Annotated in this window: 17 protein-coding genes; 12 read left to right on the top strand and 5 right to left on the bottom strand. The window is 57.6% G+C overall.

Translation table 11 applies throughout. The features are described 5' to 3' along the window. The first annotated feature begins 8 nt into the window (after nt 1–8). From LVS58_RS06805 to LVS58_RS06795, 3 genes are all read left to right on the top strand, one after another. Nucleotides 9–812 carry a hypothetical protein gene (locus LVS58_RS06805; protein ID WP_233690414.1) on the top strand — a complete coding sequence of 268 codons (804 nt, stop codon included), beginning with the start codon at nt 9–11 and terminating at the stop codon, nt 810–812. Between the two features lie 95 nt (nt 813–907). After that, the gene (locus tag LVS58_RS06800) at nt 908–1,396 is read left to right on the top strand and encodes a glycoside hydrolase family 24 protein (RefSeq protein ID WP_233690413.1); all 489 of its coding nucleotides are present in this window, start codon (nt 908–910) and stop codon (nt 1,394–1,396) included. Next, nucleotides 1,393–1,905, top strand: a complete 513-nt coding sequence (locus tag LVS58_RS06795) for a DUF2514 family protein (RefSeq protein WP_233690412.1) — start codon at nt 1,393–1,395, stop codon at nt 1,903–1,905. Before LVS58_RS06800 ends, LVS58_RS06795 begins: the two co-directional genes overlap by 4 nt. A gap of 65 nt (nt 1,906–1,970) precedes the next feature. On the opposite strand, the gene LVS58_RS06790 is transcribed toward LVS58_RS06795, so the two are convergent. Then, nucleotides 1,971–3,680: a glycosyltransferase gene (locus tag LVS58_RS06790; RefSeq protein WP_233690411.1), complete on the bottom strand. Its 1,710-nt coding sequence runs from the start codon at nt 3,678–3,680 to the stop codon at nt 1,971–1,973. Nucleotides 3,681–3,833: 153 nt separating this feature from the next. Between LVS58_RS06790 and LVS58_RS06785 the strand changes: the two genes are divergently transcribed. Further along, complete coding sequence (locus LVS58_RS06785; protein ID WP_233690410.1) at nt 3,834–4,058, top strand: hypothetical protein; 225 nt, start codon at nt 3,834–3,836, stop codon at nt 4,056–4,058. Here the strand turns inward: LVS58_RS06785 and LVS58_RS06780 are convergent. Continuing rightward, nucleotides 4,052–4,741 (bottom strand): SOS response-associated peptidase family protein, encoded by a 690-nt coding sequence (locus tag LVS58_RS06780; RefSeq protein ID WP_233690611.1) that lies wholly within the window; start codon nt 4,739–4,741, stop codon nt 4,052–4,054. The two genes, LVS58_RS06785 and LVS58_RS06780, sit on opposite strands and share 7 nt — an antisense overlap. Nucleotides 4,742–4,843: 102 nt before the next feature. Between LVS58_RS06780 and LVS58_RS06775 the strand changes: the two genes are divergently transcribed. From LVS58_RS06775 to LVS58_RS06760, 4 genes are all read left to right on the top strand, one after another. Further along, entirely contained in the window at nt 4,844–5,272 is a 429-nt protein-coding gene (locus LVS58_RS06775) for a LexA family protein (protein ID WP_041166989.1), read from the top strand. Beyond that, entirely contained in the window at nt 5,262–6,536 is a 1,275-nt protein-coding gene (locus tag LVS58_RS06770) for a Y-family DNA polymerase (RefSeq protein ID WP_233690409.1), read from the top strand. The genes LVS58_RS06775 and LVS58_RS06770 overlap by 11 nt, the downstream gene beginning before the upstream one ends. Continuing rightward, nucleotides 6,530–6,739 (top strand): hypothetical protein, encoded by a 210-nt coding sequence (locus tag LVS58_RS06765; RefSeq protein ID WP_110160054.1) that lies wholly within the window; start codon nt 6,530–6,532, stop codon nt 6,737–6,739. The genes LVS58_RS06770 and LVS58_RS06765 overlap by 7 nt, the downstream gene beginning before the upstream one ends. 258 nt (nt 6,740–6,997) lie before the next feature. Continuing rightward, entirely contained in the window at nt 6,998–7,477 is a 480-nt protein-coding gene (locus LVS58_RS06760) for a carboxymuconolactone decarboxylase family protein (RefSeq protein ID WP_233690408.1), read from the top strand. On the opposite strand, the gene pdxR is transcribed toward LVS58_RS06760, so the two are convergent. After that, nucleotides 7,470–8,906 carry a MocR-like pyridoxine biosynthesis transcription factor PdxR gene (gene pdxR / locus LVS58_RS06755; RefSeq protein ID WP_233690407.1) on the bottom strand — a complete coding sequence of 479 codons (1,437 nt, stop codon included), beginning with the start codon at nt 8,904–8,906 and terminating at the stop codon, nt 7,470–7,472. The two genes, LVS58_RS06760 and pdxR, sit on opposite strands and share 8 nt — an antisense overlap. A gap of 89 nt (nt 8,907–8,995) precedes the next feature. Between pdxR and LVS58_RS06750 the strand changes: the two genes are divergently transcribed. The 3 genes from LVS58_RS06750 to LVS58_RS06740 all read left to right on the top strand — a co-directional run bounded on the left by LVS58_RS06750 (nt 8,996) and on the right by LVS58_RS06740 (nt 10,731). Next, complete coding sequence (locus LVS58_RS06750; protein ID WP_179053007.1) at nt 8,996–9,478, top strand: GNAT family N-acetyltransferase; 483 nt, start codon at nt 8,996–8,998, stop codon at nt 9,476–9,478. Between the two features lie 28 nt (nt 9,479–9,506). Beyond that, on the top strand, nt 9,507–10,172 hold the full coding sequence (locus LVS58_RS06745; protein ID WP_179053006.1) for an FMN-dependent NADH-azoreductase: 666 nt from the start codon (nt 9,507–9,509) through the stop codon (nt 10,170–10,172). Between the two features lie 109 nt (nt 10,173–10,281). After that, the gene (locus tag LVS58_RS06740) at nt 10,282–10,731 is read left to right on the top strand and encodes a carboxymuconolactone decarboxylase family protein (protein ID WP_179053005.1); all 450 of its coding nucleotides are present in this window, start codon (nt 10,282–10,284) and stop codon (nt 10,729–10,731) included. A 240-nt stretch (nt 10,732–10,971) separates the two neighbouring features. On the opposite strand, the gene LVS58_RS06735 is transcribed toward LVS58_RS06740, so the two are convergent. Beyond that, nucleotides 10,972–11,922, bottom strand: a complete 951-nt coding sequence (locus LVS58_RS06735) for a FecR domain-containing protein (RefSeq protein WP_189662446.1) — start codon at nt 11,920–11,922, stop codon at nt 10,972–10,974. Then, nucleotides 11,916–12,431: a sigma-70 family RNA polymerase sigma factor gene (locus LVS58_RS06730; RefSeq protein WP_186703469.1), complete on the bottom strand. Its 516-nt coding sequence runs from the start codon at nt 12,429–12,431 to the stop codon at nt 11,916–11,918. The genes LVS58_RS06735 and LVS58_RS06730 overlap by 7 nt, the downstream gene beginning before the upstream one ends. Nucleotides 12,432–12,617: 186 nt before the next feature. On the opposite strand from LVS58_RS06730, the gene LVS58_RS06725 reads away from it, so the two are divergent. Continuing rightward, nucleotides 12,618–15,053 carry a TonB-dependent siderophore receptor gene (locus LVS58_RS06725; protein WP_233690406.1) on the top strand — a complete coding sequence of 812 codons (2,436 nt, stop codon included), beginning with the start codon at nt 12,618–12,620 and terminating at the stop codon, nt 15,051–15,053. Nucleotides 15,054–15,331: the final 278 nt, after the last annotated feature.

The following is a 15,331-nucleotide window of genomic DNA, read 5'->3' as shown; positions in this document are numbered from 1 at the left end:
TGCACCTCATGGCTTTGCGAGGTCAACTGATTGTCCTGCCTGGCATCCAGGCACCTGCAGCACCTGGCGCAGTGAAGCTCAATGTTTCGGCTGCCGACCGCATTGCATCCTCTATGCCCTACATTCACCGGGCCATGGCACCCAAAAGCCTCGTCGCACTTCCGGAGGGCGGTGTCTCCGGGTATTGCCGGGTTACCGGTGAGAAGCTGCTTCAGAAGGGCTCGTCGCCATCGGTGCTGCGCCTGAGCATTGTTGGCGGAAAGCCTGCGCTTGGGTTCTCCGCCGATGACAGCCTTGGGTCGCTGGCTTTCCAGCCTGGCAGCATGCCGACGTCGTATACGGTAGTCATGCTGGTATCGATTACCGAGCCAACGAACCGACTGAACTTCATGATGGGATATACCGGGGAGACCGCGATTGCGACAGTCCTGCGGTATGACACCACCACAGCCTCCCCTGAAGTCAAACGACTGATTGCCTACGGAAGCACCAACAGCGCCCCATATGCCGAGACACCACGACCGGCCGGGACATGGGCAATCGTTGTAGTGGACTACGACGACGCGACGAAGAAAGTGTCTATCGCGGTGAATCAGGTGGACACTTTCGTCGAGAACACCAAATCGACAGCAAGCGCTGCTGCGGCAGACAGCTATCTGGAGATCGGTTATCACGGCAGCGGCAACAGCCTGCGCCTGGCGAAAGTCGGGGACACTTTTGTATTTAACCGATCGCTCCGCACCAGCCCAACCAACCTAGCTCAATTGGCGCAGTTGGTCGCTGCCCTAAAGACCGAGTACGGCATCGCCTGATCTGCACAATATGCATCTGACCGCCTTGAGCGGTTTTTTGTGCCTGAAGTTCGTGCAGCCCGCCATGTGCGGGCTTATCTTCGCCTGGAGAAACCATGGCTAGACTCACAGAAGCCCAAGCCGGAGGCGCGAACGTGCTCCGGTTTCTGGATCTCATCGCCTTCTCAGAGGGGACCTCGACCGTCAAAGGCAGCGATGACGGATACAACGTGCTGTACGGCGGCGGCCTATTCCAGGGCTATGCAGATCACCCCCGGCGCAAGCTGACATTCCGCATCAACGGCAAGCCGGTTACCAGCACCGCCGCCGGCCGGTACCAGCTGCTCGAGCGGTACTGGAATGCCTACCGGGTTAGCCTACGACTGGCTGGCGGGTTCACTCCGGAGAACCAGGATCGCATAGCTCTGCAGCAGATCCGCGAGCGTCGGGCGCTGGACGACATAAAGGCCGGACGAATCCAGCAGTCCATCGCCAAGTGCTCGAACATCTGGGCCAGCTTCCCTGGCAATGACTATGGGCAGAACCCGCACCGACTGGACAAGCTGCTAGGGCGCTGGGTCGAGCTTGGCGGGGTACTCGCGTGAACTGGCTGAGCGCGGTACCGGCCTGGTGCTGGTGGCTGATCACCCTAATGCTGGTTGCTGGAGGCCAGGAAATTCGCGTAGGAGCGGGGAAGTCGGAGACATTGGCCGCGAGGTCTGAGCTATCCAGCTACCGACTGGAGGTTGCCGAGCGCGACCGCCGAGCTGCCGCCCAGGCCAGAACTGAAGAACAGCGCCGCCAGGCAGTGGCGGACGAAGCCGGAAGGAAAGCAGATGAGAAATACACCGATCTTGAAGGCAGGGCTGTTGCTGCTGAGTCTCGGGCTGACGGCCTGCGCGGCGAAATCGACCGACTGCGCGCCGGCCACCGAGCCACCTGCAATACCATCGCTACCCAGCAGCGCCAGGCAAGAACCTCTGCCGTCGTGGTGCTCGGGGGATTGCTTGAAGAGTCTGACCGAATGGCGGGCAGCTGCGCAGCAGCGCTTGAGCGAAGCCGAATAGCCGGGCAGGCTTGCGAGGCCATAAGCGACGAAATTCGAAAGAAATGAAAGGGTGGCTACGGGACTGATGCAGAAATGGCCCCTGCAAATGCCGGGGCCATAGCCGGGTGGACTTAACCGATCAACCGGAGCGTGAACGACTTGTGTGGAATGGTGCCCTTATGGGTCTTTGGGCCCTGGGCAAATTTGATGGCGTAACGGGACGACTCTTCATCAAGTTTCAGGCTCTTGATCCGATAGACACCTGGTTCCAGCTTTGAAATCTTGTCGTTGAACTGCTTCGATCTGTCGATCTTGATGATCTCGACATGCCGGGCAGACTGGGAGATCTCTTCGGTGATGTCATCAGCCGAGATGAACAGGGTGCCAGAGCTGCTGGAGTGGGAATTTTCGATGGACCTGCTCTTCGAGCCATGCTTCGGAGTGGCGCCGGCATGCACCAGTCCGTTTACCAGATCAATCCACTGTTTACCGATTCGCTCGGAGGAATACCTGGCTGCAGTTGCCAGGGCGCCTTTCGACAGGGCTTCGAATGCCACATCGTCTTCCGCAATCTCAAGAATGCGCTCGGCTAGCTCTTTCTCGGACTCCACCAAGTAGCCGTTGGTGTAGTCATCAATGATTTCGATCGGGCCGTAATTGGTGTTGAACGAAATCACTGGCGTTCCCATCGACATCGACTCGATGATGCTCAGGCCGAAACCTTCAGACAGCGAGGTAGATAAGGTGCAGCGAGCCCGTGAGTAGGCGGCGTGTGGAGCTCTGGTGTAGCCATTAAGAGAAACATTGTCCTCAAGGTCTAGCTCAGAAATTAGCTCAGAAAGCTCATCAGCCAAGGCACCGCGACCCCAAATCTCCAGCTGTAGCTTGGGATTGCGCTCTACTACGATCTTGAAGGCCCGAATGGCGCGATCGAGGCGCTTGCCACCCTCGAGTCGCGACACAATTGCGAATACGTTCGGATCTCTAACAACGTCTTGCTTTATAGCAAACTCAGTAACCGAGTTTGGAATGACGACAGCGTTAGACGCGTCCCCGAACTGCTGCTCGATATCTCTTTTCTGGCTTTCAGTGAGCAGTACAAGCGCATCGCAGCTATTGGAGTTATCAATGATCAGCTGGCTGCGAGGCTTGATCTGGCTGCCGAAGGTGAACGGCTCCATGAAGTGGTTCCCATGGAGTGTCAGAACCTTGGAGATCTTGCCGCCGAGGACATTGGTCACAACGTCGCTTGTTGAAGATGCGTCGGAGATAATGACCGTATGTGCGCCGTAGCCGGCAAGCTCTTCAAGCCACGCCGAGCATGCTTCGTCACGGGTTTTGTATTGTTTAGATCTTTCGCTATCAATTACCAGTTCGAAAGATACTGAGTTTCCTTCAGCATCCAGGATCTCGCGGGCAAATACATCGCCGAAGCTGTTCATGTATTCGCGGCTCTGGAATTCGGTCAGGCCGATGAATCGGGACCTCCGCTTTGGAAGGTTGGATGACACCTTGACAGACAGCTGCTCAAGGTCCGTGACCTTGGTTCCTGAGCGGCGCATAACGGAGGATTGGCAGTAATAGAAGAAGAAGTTCAGTGCCAGGACTGACTTTGCCAACTGACCACTGATGCGTAGGGACTGGACAGAGCTTTGCAGTCCAAGGTCCCAGTCGATTGACACGATGCACGACCTGAAGCCGTTATTCGCCAGAATGGCAGATCGGTTGAGCGACACCCGCGTCACCCCGCCGGCAGATGCAGACAATCGGTTTAGGACAGAAACCACCTGAGTGACAGTCGGTGGTGCAGTCCGCTTTCTTCCAAAAAATTCGCCCAGCATCCGTACGCTTTCCTGATCCGTTACAAACCCGGCATTATGCCAGCAACCCGGGCCATCTGCAGCATTTCAAAACTATGAATCGAACAGCTTGGAAATTTGCCGTCCAGGTACCATGCTTCGGTAATGAATGGTCGGCCTTGGCATGAAGTGACAATGCAGAAGCGCACATTTATCGGAATGGTAGAGGCAGGAGAGCCGCTGATTCAGCAGGCTATCGACGCTATGCGCGAGTATCACCAGGCTCAGGAGCTAGGCGCACCGCCGGATGAAGTTGAGCGCCTACGCCTTCTGGCCGAGTCGCTGTTCCAGGTCGTGTCCGACTACCAGCTTCGTGTCATTGCCAAGGCGCGCGGGAAGGATCTTCCGCCGCTTCACTGAATTGGCTCAACCAAATCTGGTCCTTGGTTGCGCACGTTTCCGACGGCCTTGCCTACTGGGAACCAGCGAAAATCTTGCGCAGGCCGGCATCCATTTTCGACGATCTGCGCCGCCCGCTCAGGAGTTGTGGCAGGGTCCATCCATTCCCTGGCAGTATCAGGGGGTAGCACCAGAGGCTTTCTGTCGTGGATATCGACCAGCCCTTGGTCGGCCGCCGCGGTTATGATCACGAATCCATCGCGCTCATCCGGCTCGAGGTTGCGGTGCACTTCAGCAAGTGCCGCGAAGTACAGAGGGCCGCCGTCGACGCTGGTGATGTAGTAGGGCTGCTTTCGCTTTGGGTCCGCTGGATCAGGGAGCCATTCAAACCAGCCATTTGCAGGCGCCAAGGCTCTGCCGTTTGGCCATAGACCCTTGAAGAACTTCCCCGTCACTACCGTCTCGGCCCGAGCATTGATCGGATCCGGACGCTTCCCCTTCGCCCAGAAAGGCGACCATCCCCATTTGACCCGATCCACACTCAACCCATCCCCAGCCTGGCGAATGATTTCCACCCGAGTGGACGGCGCTACGTTGTATCGGTTGATCGACTCATGGTCGTAGCCGTTGATGACCACTAGGTCCAACGATAGCTGGCGCAGATAGTGATCCATCGACTCGTAGATCGAGTACCGTCCGCACATCTTCCACCTCTCGCCCGTCAGAAATTTCACCGCCCAGGATTGACCTGGCACCCGATGCCAGATTTACTGTATATGCATACAGTTTGCATTGGACCTTCCGTCATGACCATCACATTCTTGGGTACGCCTACCGGTGGTACCGAACCGCTGCCGCTGTACTCATTCCACGTCCCGGCCGGGTTCCCTTCGCCTGCAGCGGACCACTTGGAGGGCCATATTTCCCTGGATGAGCTATTCGACCTCCGCGCGCCCCATGTGTATCTAGTGAAAGTTGAAGGCGACAGCATGCAAGGCGCAGGCATCTACTCGGGTGACCTCGTTATCGTAGACCGAGGCCGCGAGGCTGAGCACGGCGACATCGTGATTGCTGCCGTTAACAGCGAACCTGTGTGCAAGCGTTTGCACCGACGCGATGGTGTGGTGATCCTCAAGTCGGAGAATCCGGCGTATCCGCCGCGGTACATCATGGAGGGCGATGATCTCGTCGTATGGGGCGTTGTGCGTTACAGCGTTCGCGACCATGCGCAGTGATCAGGTGTTCGCGCTCATCGATTGCAACTCGTTTTACGCGAGCTGCGAGCGCGTATTCCGGCCCGACCTGGCCAAGACGCCTATCGTTGTGCTGAGCAACAACGATGGGTGCGTGATTGCCAGGTCATACGACGCCAAGCCATTCGTGAAGATGGGCGAGCCGTACTTCCAGGCGAAGGACAAGCTACGTCGGCACGGCATCATGGCCTTCAGCAGTAATTACGCGCTTTACGGCGACATGAGCGAGCGCGTCATGTCGCTGATTGAGTCGATGGTGCCTGCCACCGAGATCTACAGCATCGACGAGTGCTTTGCTGATCTGTCCGGTATTCAGGAAAACTTGACCCAGTTCGGGCGAAAGCTGAGGTCCAGGATCTTCCAGTGCACCGGCATACCAGTGGGGGTTGGGATCGCCGGCACAAAGACCCTGGCCAAGCTGGCCAATCACACGGCCAAGCGCCTGCAGGCCCAGACCGGCGGCGTGGTCGACATCACCGATCCTTTCAAGCGAGATTGGGTGCTGCGCAATACCGAGGTGAAAGAGGTGTGGGGAGTTGGCCGGCGGATGGCTGCCCACCTTGAAGCGATGGGCATTCACACGGCGATGGATCTGGCCAAGGCGGATGCCTGGACGTTGCGTCAGAAATTTAGTGTCGTGGTGGAGAAGACCGCTCGGGAACTGGCGGGTACGCCGTGCCTAGAGATGGATGAGGCCGAGCCGCCGAAGCAGGAGATCTGCTGCAGCCGGATGTTCGGCAAGCGGCTGACTGAGCTAGCGCCGATCAAGCAGGCAGTGGCCATGTACGTTGGCCGAGCAGCGGAAAAACTTCGGGCCCAAGGTTCAGTGTGCAAGCGCATGCGCGTCAGCATCCGCACCGGGATGTTCAACCCGGATGAGGCGCACCACGCCCAAGGGGCATTGGTAGAACTGCCATACCCCACCTGCGACACGCTGCTGATGACCAGGCTGGCGACCGACGCGGTTGGCCGGATCTTCAGGCCAGGGTTTCGATACAGCAAGGCAGAGGTGCTGTTGATGGATCTGCGGCAGCCGGGCGAATTTTCAGAGGATTTGTTCGCGCTCAAACAGTCGGTGGCATGTGACAGGCTGATGCAGGTTATGGATGGCATCAACGAGCGCTGGGGGAGGGGGACAGTGCGGGCCGCCAGCGTGCCGGCGACACCGGACTGGGGGATGAGGAGGGAGATGATGAGTCAATCCTATACGACACGGATAGATCAACTGTGGACGGTCAAATGTTAAGCCTGCCGTCCGCCTGGCTGGCCGAGCTGAATGACCAGCCTGCCTTGTTGACCGATCCTGATGGCAGGGCCGCGGTGCTTGCCGAGCTCGCGATTTCCGCGCACCGACGCAGCGACGTTGACGAAGACCAGTTGGCTGACATGTTGGAGTTCACCGAGGCGGCGAGGCTGTGGGCACTGATCGAGCATGAGGAGGTCGCTTGAGCCGGCTTGTGTGAACGACGGCTATGAGAGGAAAGCACAGGGTAGCCAGTGACAGCTATCGACCCAAAGCTACCGTCCGCGAAAGAGCAGCAAGAGGCCTGTAGCGCCTCTCCGACTCTACTGCTCGACGGGATCATCATGGCGCACTTCGCTACAGGCATGGTCTAGTTCGAAATCACCATCTTGGCTCTGTGTGGCTAGTCCAAGCGTGGCTAGAGTGGGCTCCAACGGACACTAACCCCCTGCGAGTACCTGCCCATGAACAACCGCCTCGATTACTTCAAGCTGTCTCCCCAAGCGTCCAACAAACTGGTGGAGTTGACCCTGCAACTGAGCAAGAAGCCGTTGATGGTCGATCTTGCCCACCTGATCATGTTGCGGGCTTCGCAGCTCAACGGCTGTGCATTCTGCGTGGATATGCATGTGAAAGAGGCGAAGATCCATGGCGAGCGCGAGCTGCGTCTTCACCACGTCGCCGTCTGGCGTGAGTCGCAGCTGTTTACGCCCGCAGAGCGAGCGGCGCTGGAGTGGACCGAAGCCCTGACCCAGTTATCGCCTCATGGTATCTCCGACAGCCTCTATGCGCGTGTGCGCGAGCAGTTTTCCGAGCAGGAGCTGTCGGATCTGTCGTTCCTGATCGTCGCCATCAACGGCTGGAACCGCCTCAACGTAGCTTTCCAGGCCATTCCGGGCTCATCCGATGAACTGTTCGGCCTGAGCAGGGCCAACCTCAACTGAGTAACGTACTGATCACTGCGCCAAGCTGCTCGCCAGGAGCAGCCGTGGCGCAGTTGGTAAAGCTCAGGAGCAGACCCGACTGACGCTGCGACGAGGCAGCCCAGCGCGACAACGCCTGTACCGACATGCCCCTGCCCAGCAACTGCTCGGCCAGGGCGGTGTCGTTTACGTCCTTCGGCAAACGTAGTACCAGGTGCATACCGCCCGGCGAGCGCTCCACCTGCATACCCTGCGGCAAACTTCGCTCCAGTGCTTCGATGGTCAATGCCCGTCGCTCGTTGTAGATGCGGCGCATGCGTTGGATATGCCGGGCAAAGTGTCCTTCGGCAACGAACTCCGCCACCATGGCCTGGGTAATTGACGGTGACCCGGCAGCGAACAAGGCCCGGCCGACGCGCTCGAACGCTGCCACCTGCGCCTGCGGCACCACCAGATAAGCCAGGCGAAGGCTGGGAAACAGCACCTTACTGAAGGTCCCGGCATACAGCACGCGCCCATGGCGATCCAAGCTGGCCAGTGCTGGGAGTGGACGGCTGACGTAGCGATACTCGCCGTCGTAGTCGTCCTCGACAATCCACCCCCCGGTGCGGGCAGCCCAATCCAATAGCAGTTGTCGGCGTGGCAACGACAGTGCCATCGACAGCGGGCTCTGATGCCCCGGTGTCACCATAGCGACCTGCGTAGCCCCGCCACCCGCGATGGCATGCTCTACGTTCATGCCATCGGCATCAACCGGCACCGCTTCCAGCTCCAGGCCGAATTGGCGAAGCACTTGGCGCGTGGGGGGATAGCCCGGGTCTTCCACCCAGGCTCGCGCCCCTGGCTGCAACAAGGTATGCGCGATCAACGTCAGGCTATTGCGCCAACCGCTGGTGATAAACACCTGGTGGGCACCGCAATCGATGCCTCGGGATACCTGAAGATACGAGGCGATGGCGCTGCGCAACGCTGGCAGGCCGTGGGGTGCCGGATAGTCCAGATCTCCCAGACGCATCCCGCGTAGATACCGGGCACCCAGACGCGCCCATATCTTGCGCGGAAAAGCATCCAGCGCCGGCACCCCCATCTGGAATGGCAACAGCTGCGGTGGACGCCAGAGCGAATCAGGGGAATCTTCGATCACCCGGCTGCTGACGGGTGATGTGCTGGCCGCCAACCCGGGCTTCTGCAGTTCAGGATTGATCACGGTGCCTTTCTGCCCGAGCGCAAGGAGGTAGCCCTCGCTGGCTAGCAGTGAATAGGCCAGTTCGACGGTACCACGGGCCACACCCAGCTCCTTGGCCATGGCGCGCGCCGACGGCAAGCGGTCACCGGCGGACAACGTGCCGGCGGCAATGGCGGCCAGCACGCGGTCGTAGAGTTGGCGATACAGAGGCAGAGCGGACTGCTCTTCCAAGGGGGCGAAAGGCGGTTTTAGCGAAGTCATCATGGACTAGTTCGTATCCCATTTCTTGGCTCAATCAAGTAGGTCAATGGTAGTCCAATATAGCGCCATCACTTACGCATGAGGCCAATCCCATGACATCTACGTTGACCAACTTCATACCCAGCGTGCTCGACCTGGCCGACACGGCCCTGCGTCCCCTGGACAACATCCATGACCTGTGCAGCGCATTCCCGGTAATGCAGCAATTGCGCCCTCATCTGACCAGCGAAGCCGACTTCACCAGCCGCATCGAGCGTATGCGTGTTGAAGGCTATCACCTCATTGGCGCGTATGACTCAGGCGTCCTTGTGGCATTGGCTGGCTACCGTCTACAGGAAAACCTGGTCTACGGCGCATTCCTGTATGTCGATGACCTTGTCACCGCCGAGGCTCATCGGGGTGGCCAGTGGGGGGCGCGCCTGTTGCAAGCCTTGGAGCGACTGGCCCGCGCCAGCGGCTGTGCGCGCCTGGTGCTCGACACAGGTTTGGCCAACGCCGGAGCGCAACGTTTCTACTTCCGTGAAGGCCTGCTGACGGGTGCAATGCGCTTTCAAAAACAGTTCGATACGCCATAACCCGCACACATCCAAGGAGGCAAACATCATGACATCGTCCCGACCGCCACTTGCTCCTTTGCGCGTTCTTCGCCTGGTCGCCAGCCCCAACGCAAACCATTCGGAAAGTCTGAAGCTGTCCCAGCAGATCCTGTTTGCCTTGGCCACCGAGGCCGGCAGAAGGGGTATCCAGTTGACCGATCTAGATCTCAACGCCTTGGCACCCGTCGATGCGCCTTACGCCCAGGCATTAGCCAATCAGCGCATAGTCACGGTAAGCGGGCGGGACAGTACGTTGAGCCGTTCCAACGAATTGATCGACCAATTGCAAGCATGCGACGTATTGCTGATTGCCACGCCGATGCACAACTACAGCGTGCCCGCCCCACTCAAGATGTGGATCGACCAGGTGGTACGCGTGGGTAAAACCTTTGTTGGCACCGCCAAAGGTAAAGTCGGAAAGCTGACGGATCGTCCGGTCTACGTCGCAATCGCTAGCGGGGGCCACATCAGCGGTCCACAGCCCCGTCAACCAGACTTTCTGCGCCCCTACCTGTCGGCCGTCCTCGCCACCATTGGTCTCACTCAGGTGCATTATTTCACCGTTGAGGGTACCGCCAAGGGGGGGGAGTCACTGAGTACTGGAAGGGCAACAGGGTACGGTGATGTGCAGGCGTTTTTTGGTAGGCATAGCCGTCGAGTAGGTCAAGTCTAAAGTCCGCTTCAAGGCCGACATCTACTCCAAGCGCATAGGTTTGTATCTCAACTGGGCCGTATGCCAACAAGCGGCCACGCTCTTCATCGCTCATACAAAGGAAAAAATCATGAATCGTCTCAATTGGTTTGAAGCTTCGCCTGGTGCAGCTAAGGCCCTCGGCGGCCTGCATCATTTCGTGACCACCGCGACAAATTTGCCAGCCTCGTTGATCCACCTCGTGTTTCTCAGGGTGTCTCAAATCAACGGCTGCGCTCATTGCATTGATCTTCACTCACGCGATCTGATCAAAGCAGGTATGTCAGTGGACAAGGTGCTGTTAGTGCCGGTATGGCATGAAGCGCAATATTTGTTCTCGGATCAGGAGCGCTCAGCACTGGCTTGGGCGGAAGAAGTCACCAGGGTAAGCGAGACTCAGGTATCCGACGAAGCTTATGCAGCCGCATCGGCGGTGTTTGCAGAAAAGGAACTTGTTGACCTGACAGCGGCCATTGCCGCAATGAATGCGTTCAACCGTATGGGCGTCAGCTTCCGACTCAAACCTGCGGCTAGGGCTTGATGACCTAGTGATTAGGCCTGGAGAGGTAGTACTTCGGAGACGGCACATCGCTTGTATCGCGTACCGTCTGCTTCAGGCCAATTGCGGCCCTTTCCGAACGACCGCTATGGGACGATAGCGGTCACTTGCGACCGGCAGCTCTCGACCCATTGCAGTCATTCATGGAAAAGAGTTGGGGCCAAGAGCGAACCATGAGAACCGATGATCGTATGAGGCACGACCTTTCAAAGTCGCGAATCATCAAGCCGGCAGGATGCGCGTCCAGTAACGGGTAAGTTGCTGGATTCGGATTGGCAACGAACGGGCGATAGTGTTCAATGTCAGCTCAATATTACCAAGCGAATACGAACCCGACACCCGCAAATGGCTGACCTCGGGCGCGCAGCCAAGATAGCCGGGGCAATAGCGCTGCAACTCATCGATCAGTATGTCCAGCCTCCAGCCTTCCACTTCCAGCCGCCCCTGGGCCCAGGCCTCTTCGCCTCTTTTCAACGCCTGCGAGCCCCTCAGTCTCTGACGATCAAAAGTCACTGATTGTCCTTGCTCGATCACGACCACATCGTCAGCCTGCTCAGGACGTACCGCCACGGCATGCTCGTAGACGCTAAGACGCGTCAGCCCGTCGAGCTGGCGCACGGCGAAACGAGTGCCCAAAGCGCGCAGCTCACCTTGGGCACTGCGTACCAGGAACGGGCGGGAGTCTTTGCCTGTAGTGACATGAATTTCCCCGGCCCGAAGAATCAGCAGGCGGGTGCTGGCGTCGAAGACAACATCCAGCGCAGTATCGGTATCGAGCACCAGCAAGGTTCCGTCAGCAAGTACCTCTTGGCGCTGTTCACCGATGCGGGTTTTAACGTCGGCCATCCATTTTGGCACAATGCCATATCCCTGCCATGCCAATGAACTCGCCCCGGCACCCAGCAGCAGCCCTTTGAGAAGGGTGCGGCGATTTGGGCCGCTTTCGCGCAGGGTGGACTTTTCCATGACGTCCCAAGTCAATTGCTGCGGCATGCGGCCAAGGCGTGCCTGCAATTCGGTCAACTGCTGCCATGCCCACTCATGCTCCGCACTTCGGCAGTGCCAACGTTGCCACTGTGCGCGCAGTGCCGGGTCATCAGGGCTCGCGGACAGTTGCGCGAACCACTGCGCAGCATGGCGAAGCGCTTGGCGCTGGGCGTCGTTGGTCACCATGGATTGTGCACGAAATACAAGAGGCAACGTTCGGTGGCTCGGGCCATGTATTTGGTGACTGAGCTGGCGGACACCTGTAGTTGTTCCGCAATTTGAGGGTAAGTAAGCCCTTGCACCTGCGACATCAGAAACGCCGTTTTCGCCTTCACGCCCAGTCCGTCAAGCATGCGATCCAGCTCCAGAAGTGTCTGAAGCAGGGCAAGTCGTTCCTCGGCCGAGACTTCGAACGACTCAGGTTGTGCTGCGAGCACTTCGAGATAGGCACGCTCTACTGACTGGCGGCGAAAACTGTCGATCATTACCCGCTTGGCGATGGTTACCAGGAAATGACGTGGCTCATTGAGCGTGGCCGCCAGGGGTTCACGGCGCTCGGCGAGTAACACGCGTACAAAGGTGTCTTGGGCAAAGTCGGCCGCCGCTTGCGAACACCCGGTGCGCTTGCGCAGCCAGCTTATCAGCCAGGGTTGATGGTCGTTGTAGAGCGTCGCGATAGGGTTGCCAGACGACATGTCGGTGCCAAGCAGAGAATAAGAATTAATCGCAATATAGTAAAATGGTGGCCTTAGGGCAATCGACTTTCGGGCCAAAACAACGGAGCCAAAAAATTTTCAAAACGCGTTGTCACTTTGCCCCCGGCAGCGCGACTCCTTTTGCAGATACCTCATAAAACGCCGACAACCGCATTAGGAGAAAGCATGCAGCATCCCCTTCCTGGCATGTTCACCGCCAAATTGAACACCCAAAGCGCGCTGTACCTTGTCATGTTTGGTGTATCGGTGTTGATGGCCACTCCAGCGCTTACCCGTGCTGCCGAAAGCCAAGAAACAGCTCGTGCGCAGCATCAGCAGGAGTTTGCTATCGAGGCCGGATCGCTGGCTACCGTATTGAACCGCTTTGCGACCGAAGCAGGCGTTGTCTTGTCGTTTGACAACGGGCTTACCGAAGGTAAGCAAAGCCGGGGCATCAACGGCCGTTACAGCATCGATCAGGGCTTTTCAGTCTTGCTGAGCGGTTCTGGATTGCAGGCGGTCGCTGGTGGGGGTAACAGCTACGTGGTATTGCCGGCCACTCCGTCGGGCTCAATGCAATTGGGCGTGACCAACGTAACAAGCTCGGGGCTGGGCGCCATCACCGAAGGGTCGAGATCCTATACGACCGGTAGCACCAACACAGCAACGAAGATGAGCCTCTCGCTGCGAGAAACACCGCAGTCAGTCAGTGTCGTCACGCGTCAGCAAATGGATGATCAAAACATGCAGTCCCTCGAAGACGTTGCCAGGGCTGCCACGGGTATCAATACAACCAAGGATTTCGGTACCGAACGATCACGCTATTTCTCCCGGGGTTTCCAGGTCAACGACCTGCAATACGACGGCGTACCGACTAGCATTTCCGAAAGCTACTCGATGGACGTGACCTCTGTTAACAACATGGCCATCTACGACCGGGTAGAGTTTGTGCGCGGCGCCAACGGCCTGATGCAGGGTGCGGGAAACCCTTCGGCGGCCATCAACTTGGTGCGTAAGCGGCCAACGGATACCTATAAGCTCAAAGCAGAAATCGGCGGCGGCTCCTGGGATCATTACCACAGCCAGATCGACGTGAGTGGGCCTTTGAACGAACAGGGCACGCTGCGGGGCAGGACCGTACTGCTATACGATGCCGGCAATAGTTTTGTAGACCGTGCCGACAAAGAAAACCAGTTGTTCTACGCCATTGGCGAAGCCGACTTGAGCGAAGATACGACGGTAAGCCTTGGGACCGTGTTGCAGAAGGATTATCACGGCGGTTATGACTGGGGCGGCTTGCCTACTCAACTCAATGGCCGCTTCTATCCACTGTCGCGTTCGGCTTCTTTTGCGCCAAGCTGGGCACATCTGAACAAAATCAATCGCACGGTATTTGCTGACATCAAGCATGCGTTCAATGATGACTGGAAACTGACCGTCAATACTAACTTCATGTGGTCGAATGCCGATTTTCTCGGGCTCTACGGCAACAACATTGGTAACGACCAGTTCCGGCTGGCCACCAACGATACAAAATACGACGACGAACAAATCAGCCTTGATGCCGCGCTGAACGGTGCATTCTACCTGCTCGGTCAGCGCCACGAACTGGTGTTCGGCGCTAACGCGCGCAAAGACCGGTTCATCAACGAGTCGCGCTACAACAACAACCCAAGCGTGGTCGATATTCTTGATTTTTCCCCTTCACAAGTGGCTTCGCCCACCTACAGCTACGAGCGTATCCAGTACCGCAACGTACGCAAGGACAAAGGGCTTTATGCCGCCACCCGACTGAACCCCAGCGATGATCTGCATGTGATCTTGGGCAGCCGTTTCAGCTGGGTTGACTACACGTCTTCTGACTATGAAGACCGTTTCAAGGAAAATGGAAAAGTCATACCCTATGCTGGCGTCGTCTATGACCTCACTGACGATGCCTCGGTTTACGCCAGCTACACCGAGATTTATCAGGTTCAAAGCAACTACGACATCAACAACAAACTGCTCAACCCCATCACCGGCAGCAACTACGAAATCGGCCTCAAGAACGAGTTCTACGACGGGCTGCTCAATACGTCTGTGGCGGTATTCCAGGTTGACCAAAGCCACTTACCCCAAGCGGTTGTTGGCGCACCACGTATCTGCGGGCCAGGACGTAGCTCAACGTGTTACGAGGAGGGCGGCAAGGTCCGCAACCGAGGATTTGAGGTAGAGGCTTCTGGAGAAGTTCTCCCCGGTTGGAACGCCGTGCTCGGATACACCTACAGCCACCCTGAATATATTGGCGGAACCCGTAAAGGTACCGACTACGCCACCGAAACCTCCCCGCGCCGGTTGGTTAAACTTGCGACCAATTATCGTTTGCCCGGCGAGCTGGGCGATTGGCGTGTAGGTGGTAGCCTCTATCATCAGAGCAAGGTCTATCTAGGTAATGTGGAGCAGGGAGCGTACAACCTCGTTGATCTGAACGCTAATTACCAGATCAACAAAAACCTGAGCGCGCAGCTGAACCTGAACAACGTGTTCGACAAGCATTATTACTCCGCCATCTATAACTCGAACCTGGGCAATTACTACGGCGAACCACGCAACTTCGCCGTGACGCTGCGGTACGAAAACTGAAAAGATCTGGTCTCGCCGCAGCAATGTGGTTTGCGGCGAGATTACAAATATGCACTGAACATGGACCTACCACCCTATGCGAGTGGCTGCTATGGGTCGAAACCGGACAGTCAGCGACAGCCACCTAGTGATACCAATTTTGATACCACTGATGAGGAATTGAGGGGGGGCGGAGGGGCGTTTGACCCAAAGAAATTAACCCCTTGTCACGACCAAGCACCCCTAAAATACTGCATGGTGATGTTGGCGCTAGAGATCAAGCGTTCTTGATGCCAGCC

This window comes from Pseudomonas sp. JR33AA (assembly GCF_021378985.1).
Lineage (GTDB): Bacteria > Pseudomonadota > Gammaproteobacteria > Pseudomonadales > Pseudomonadaceae > Aquipseudomonas > Aquipseudomonas alloputida.
This window is presented reverse-complemented; position numbering and strand designations above follow the sequence as displayed.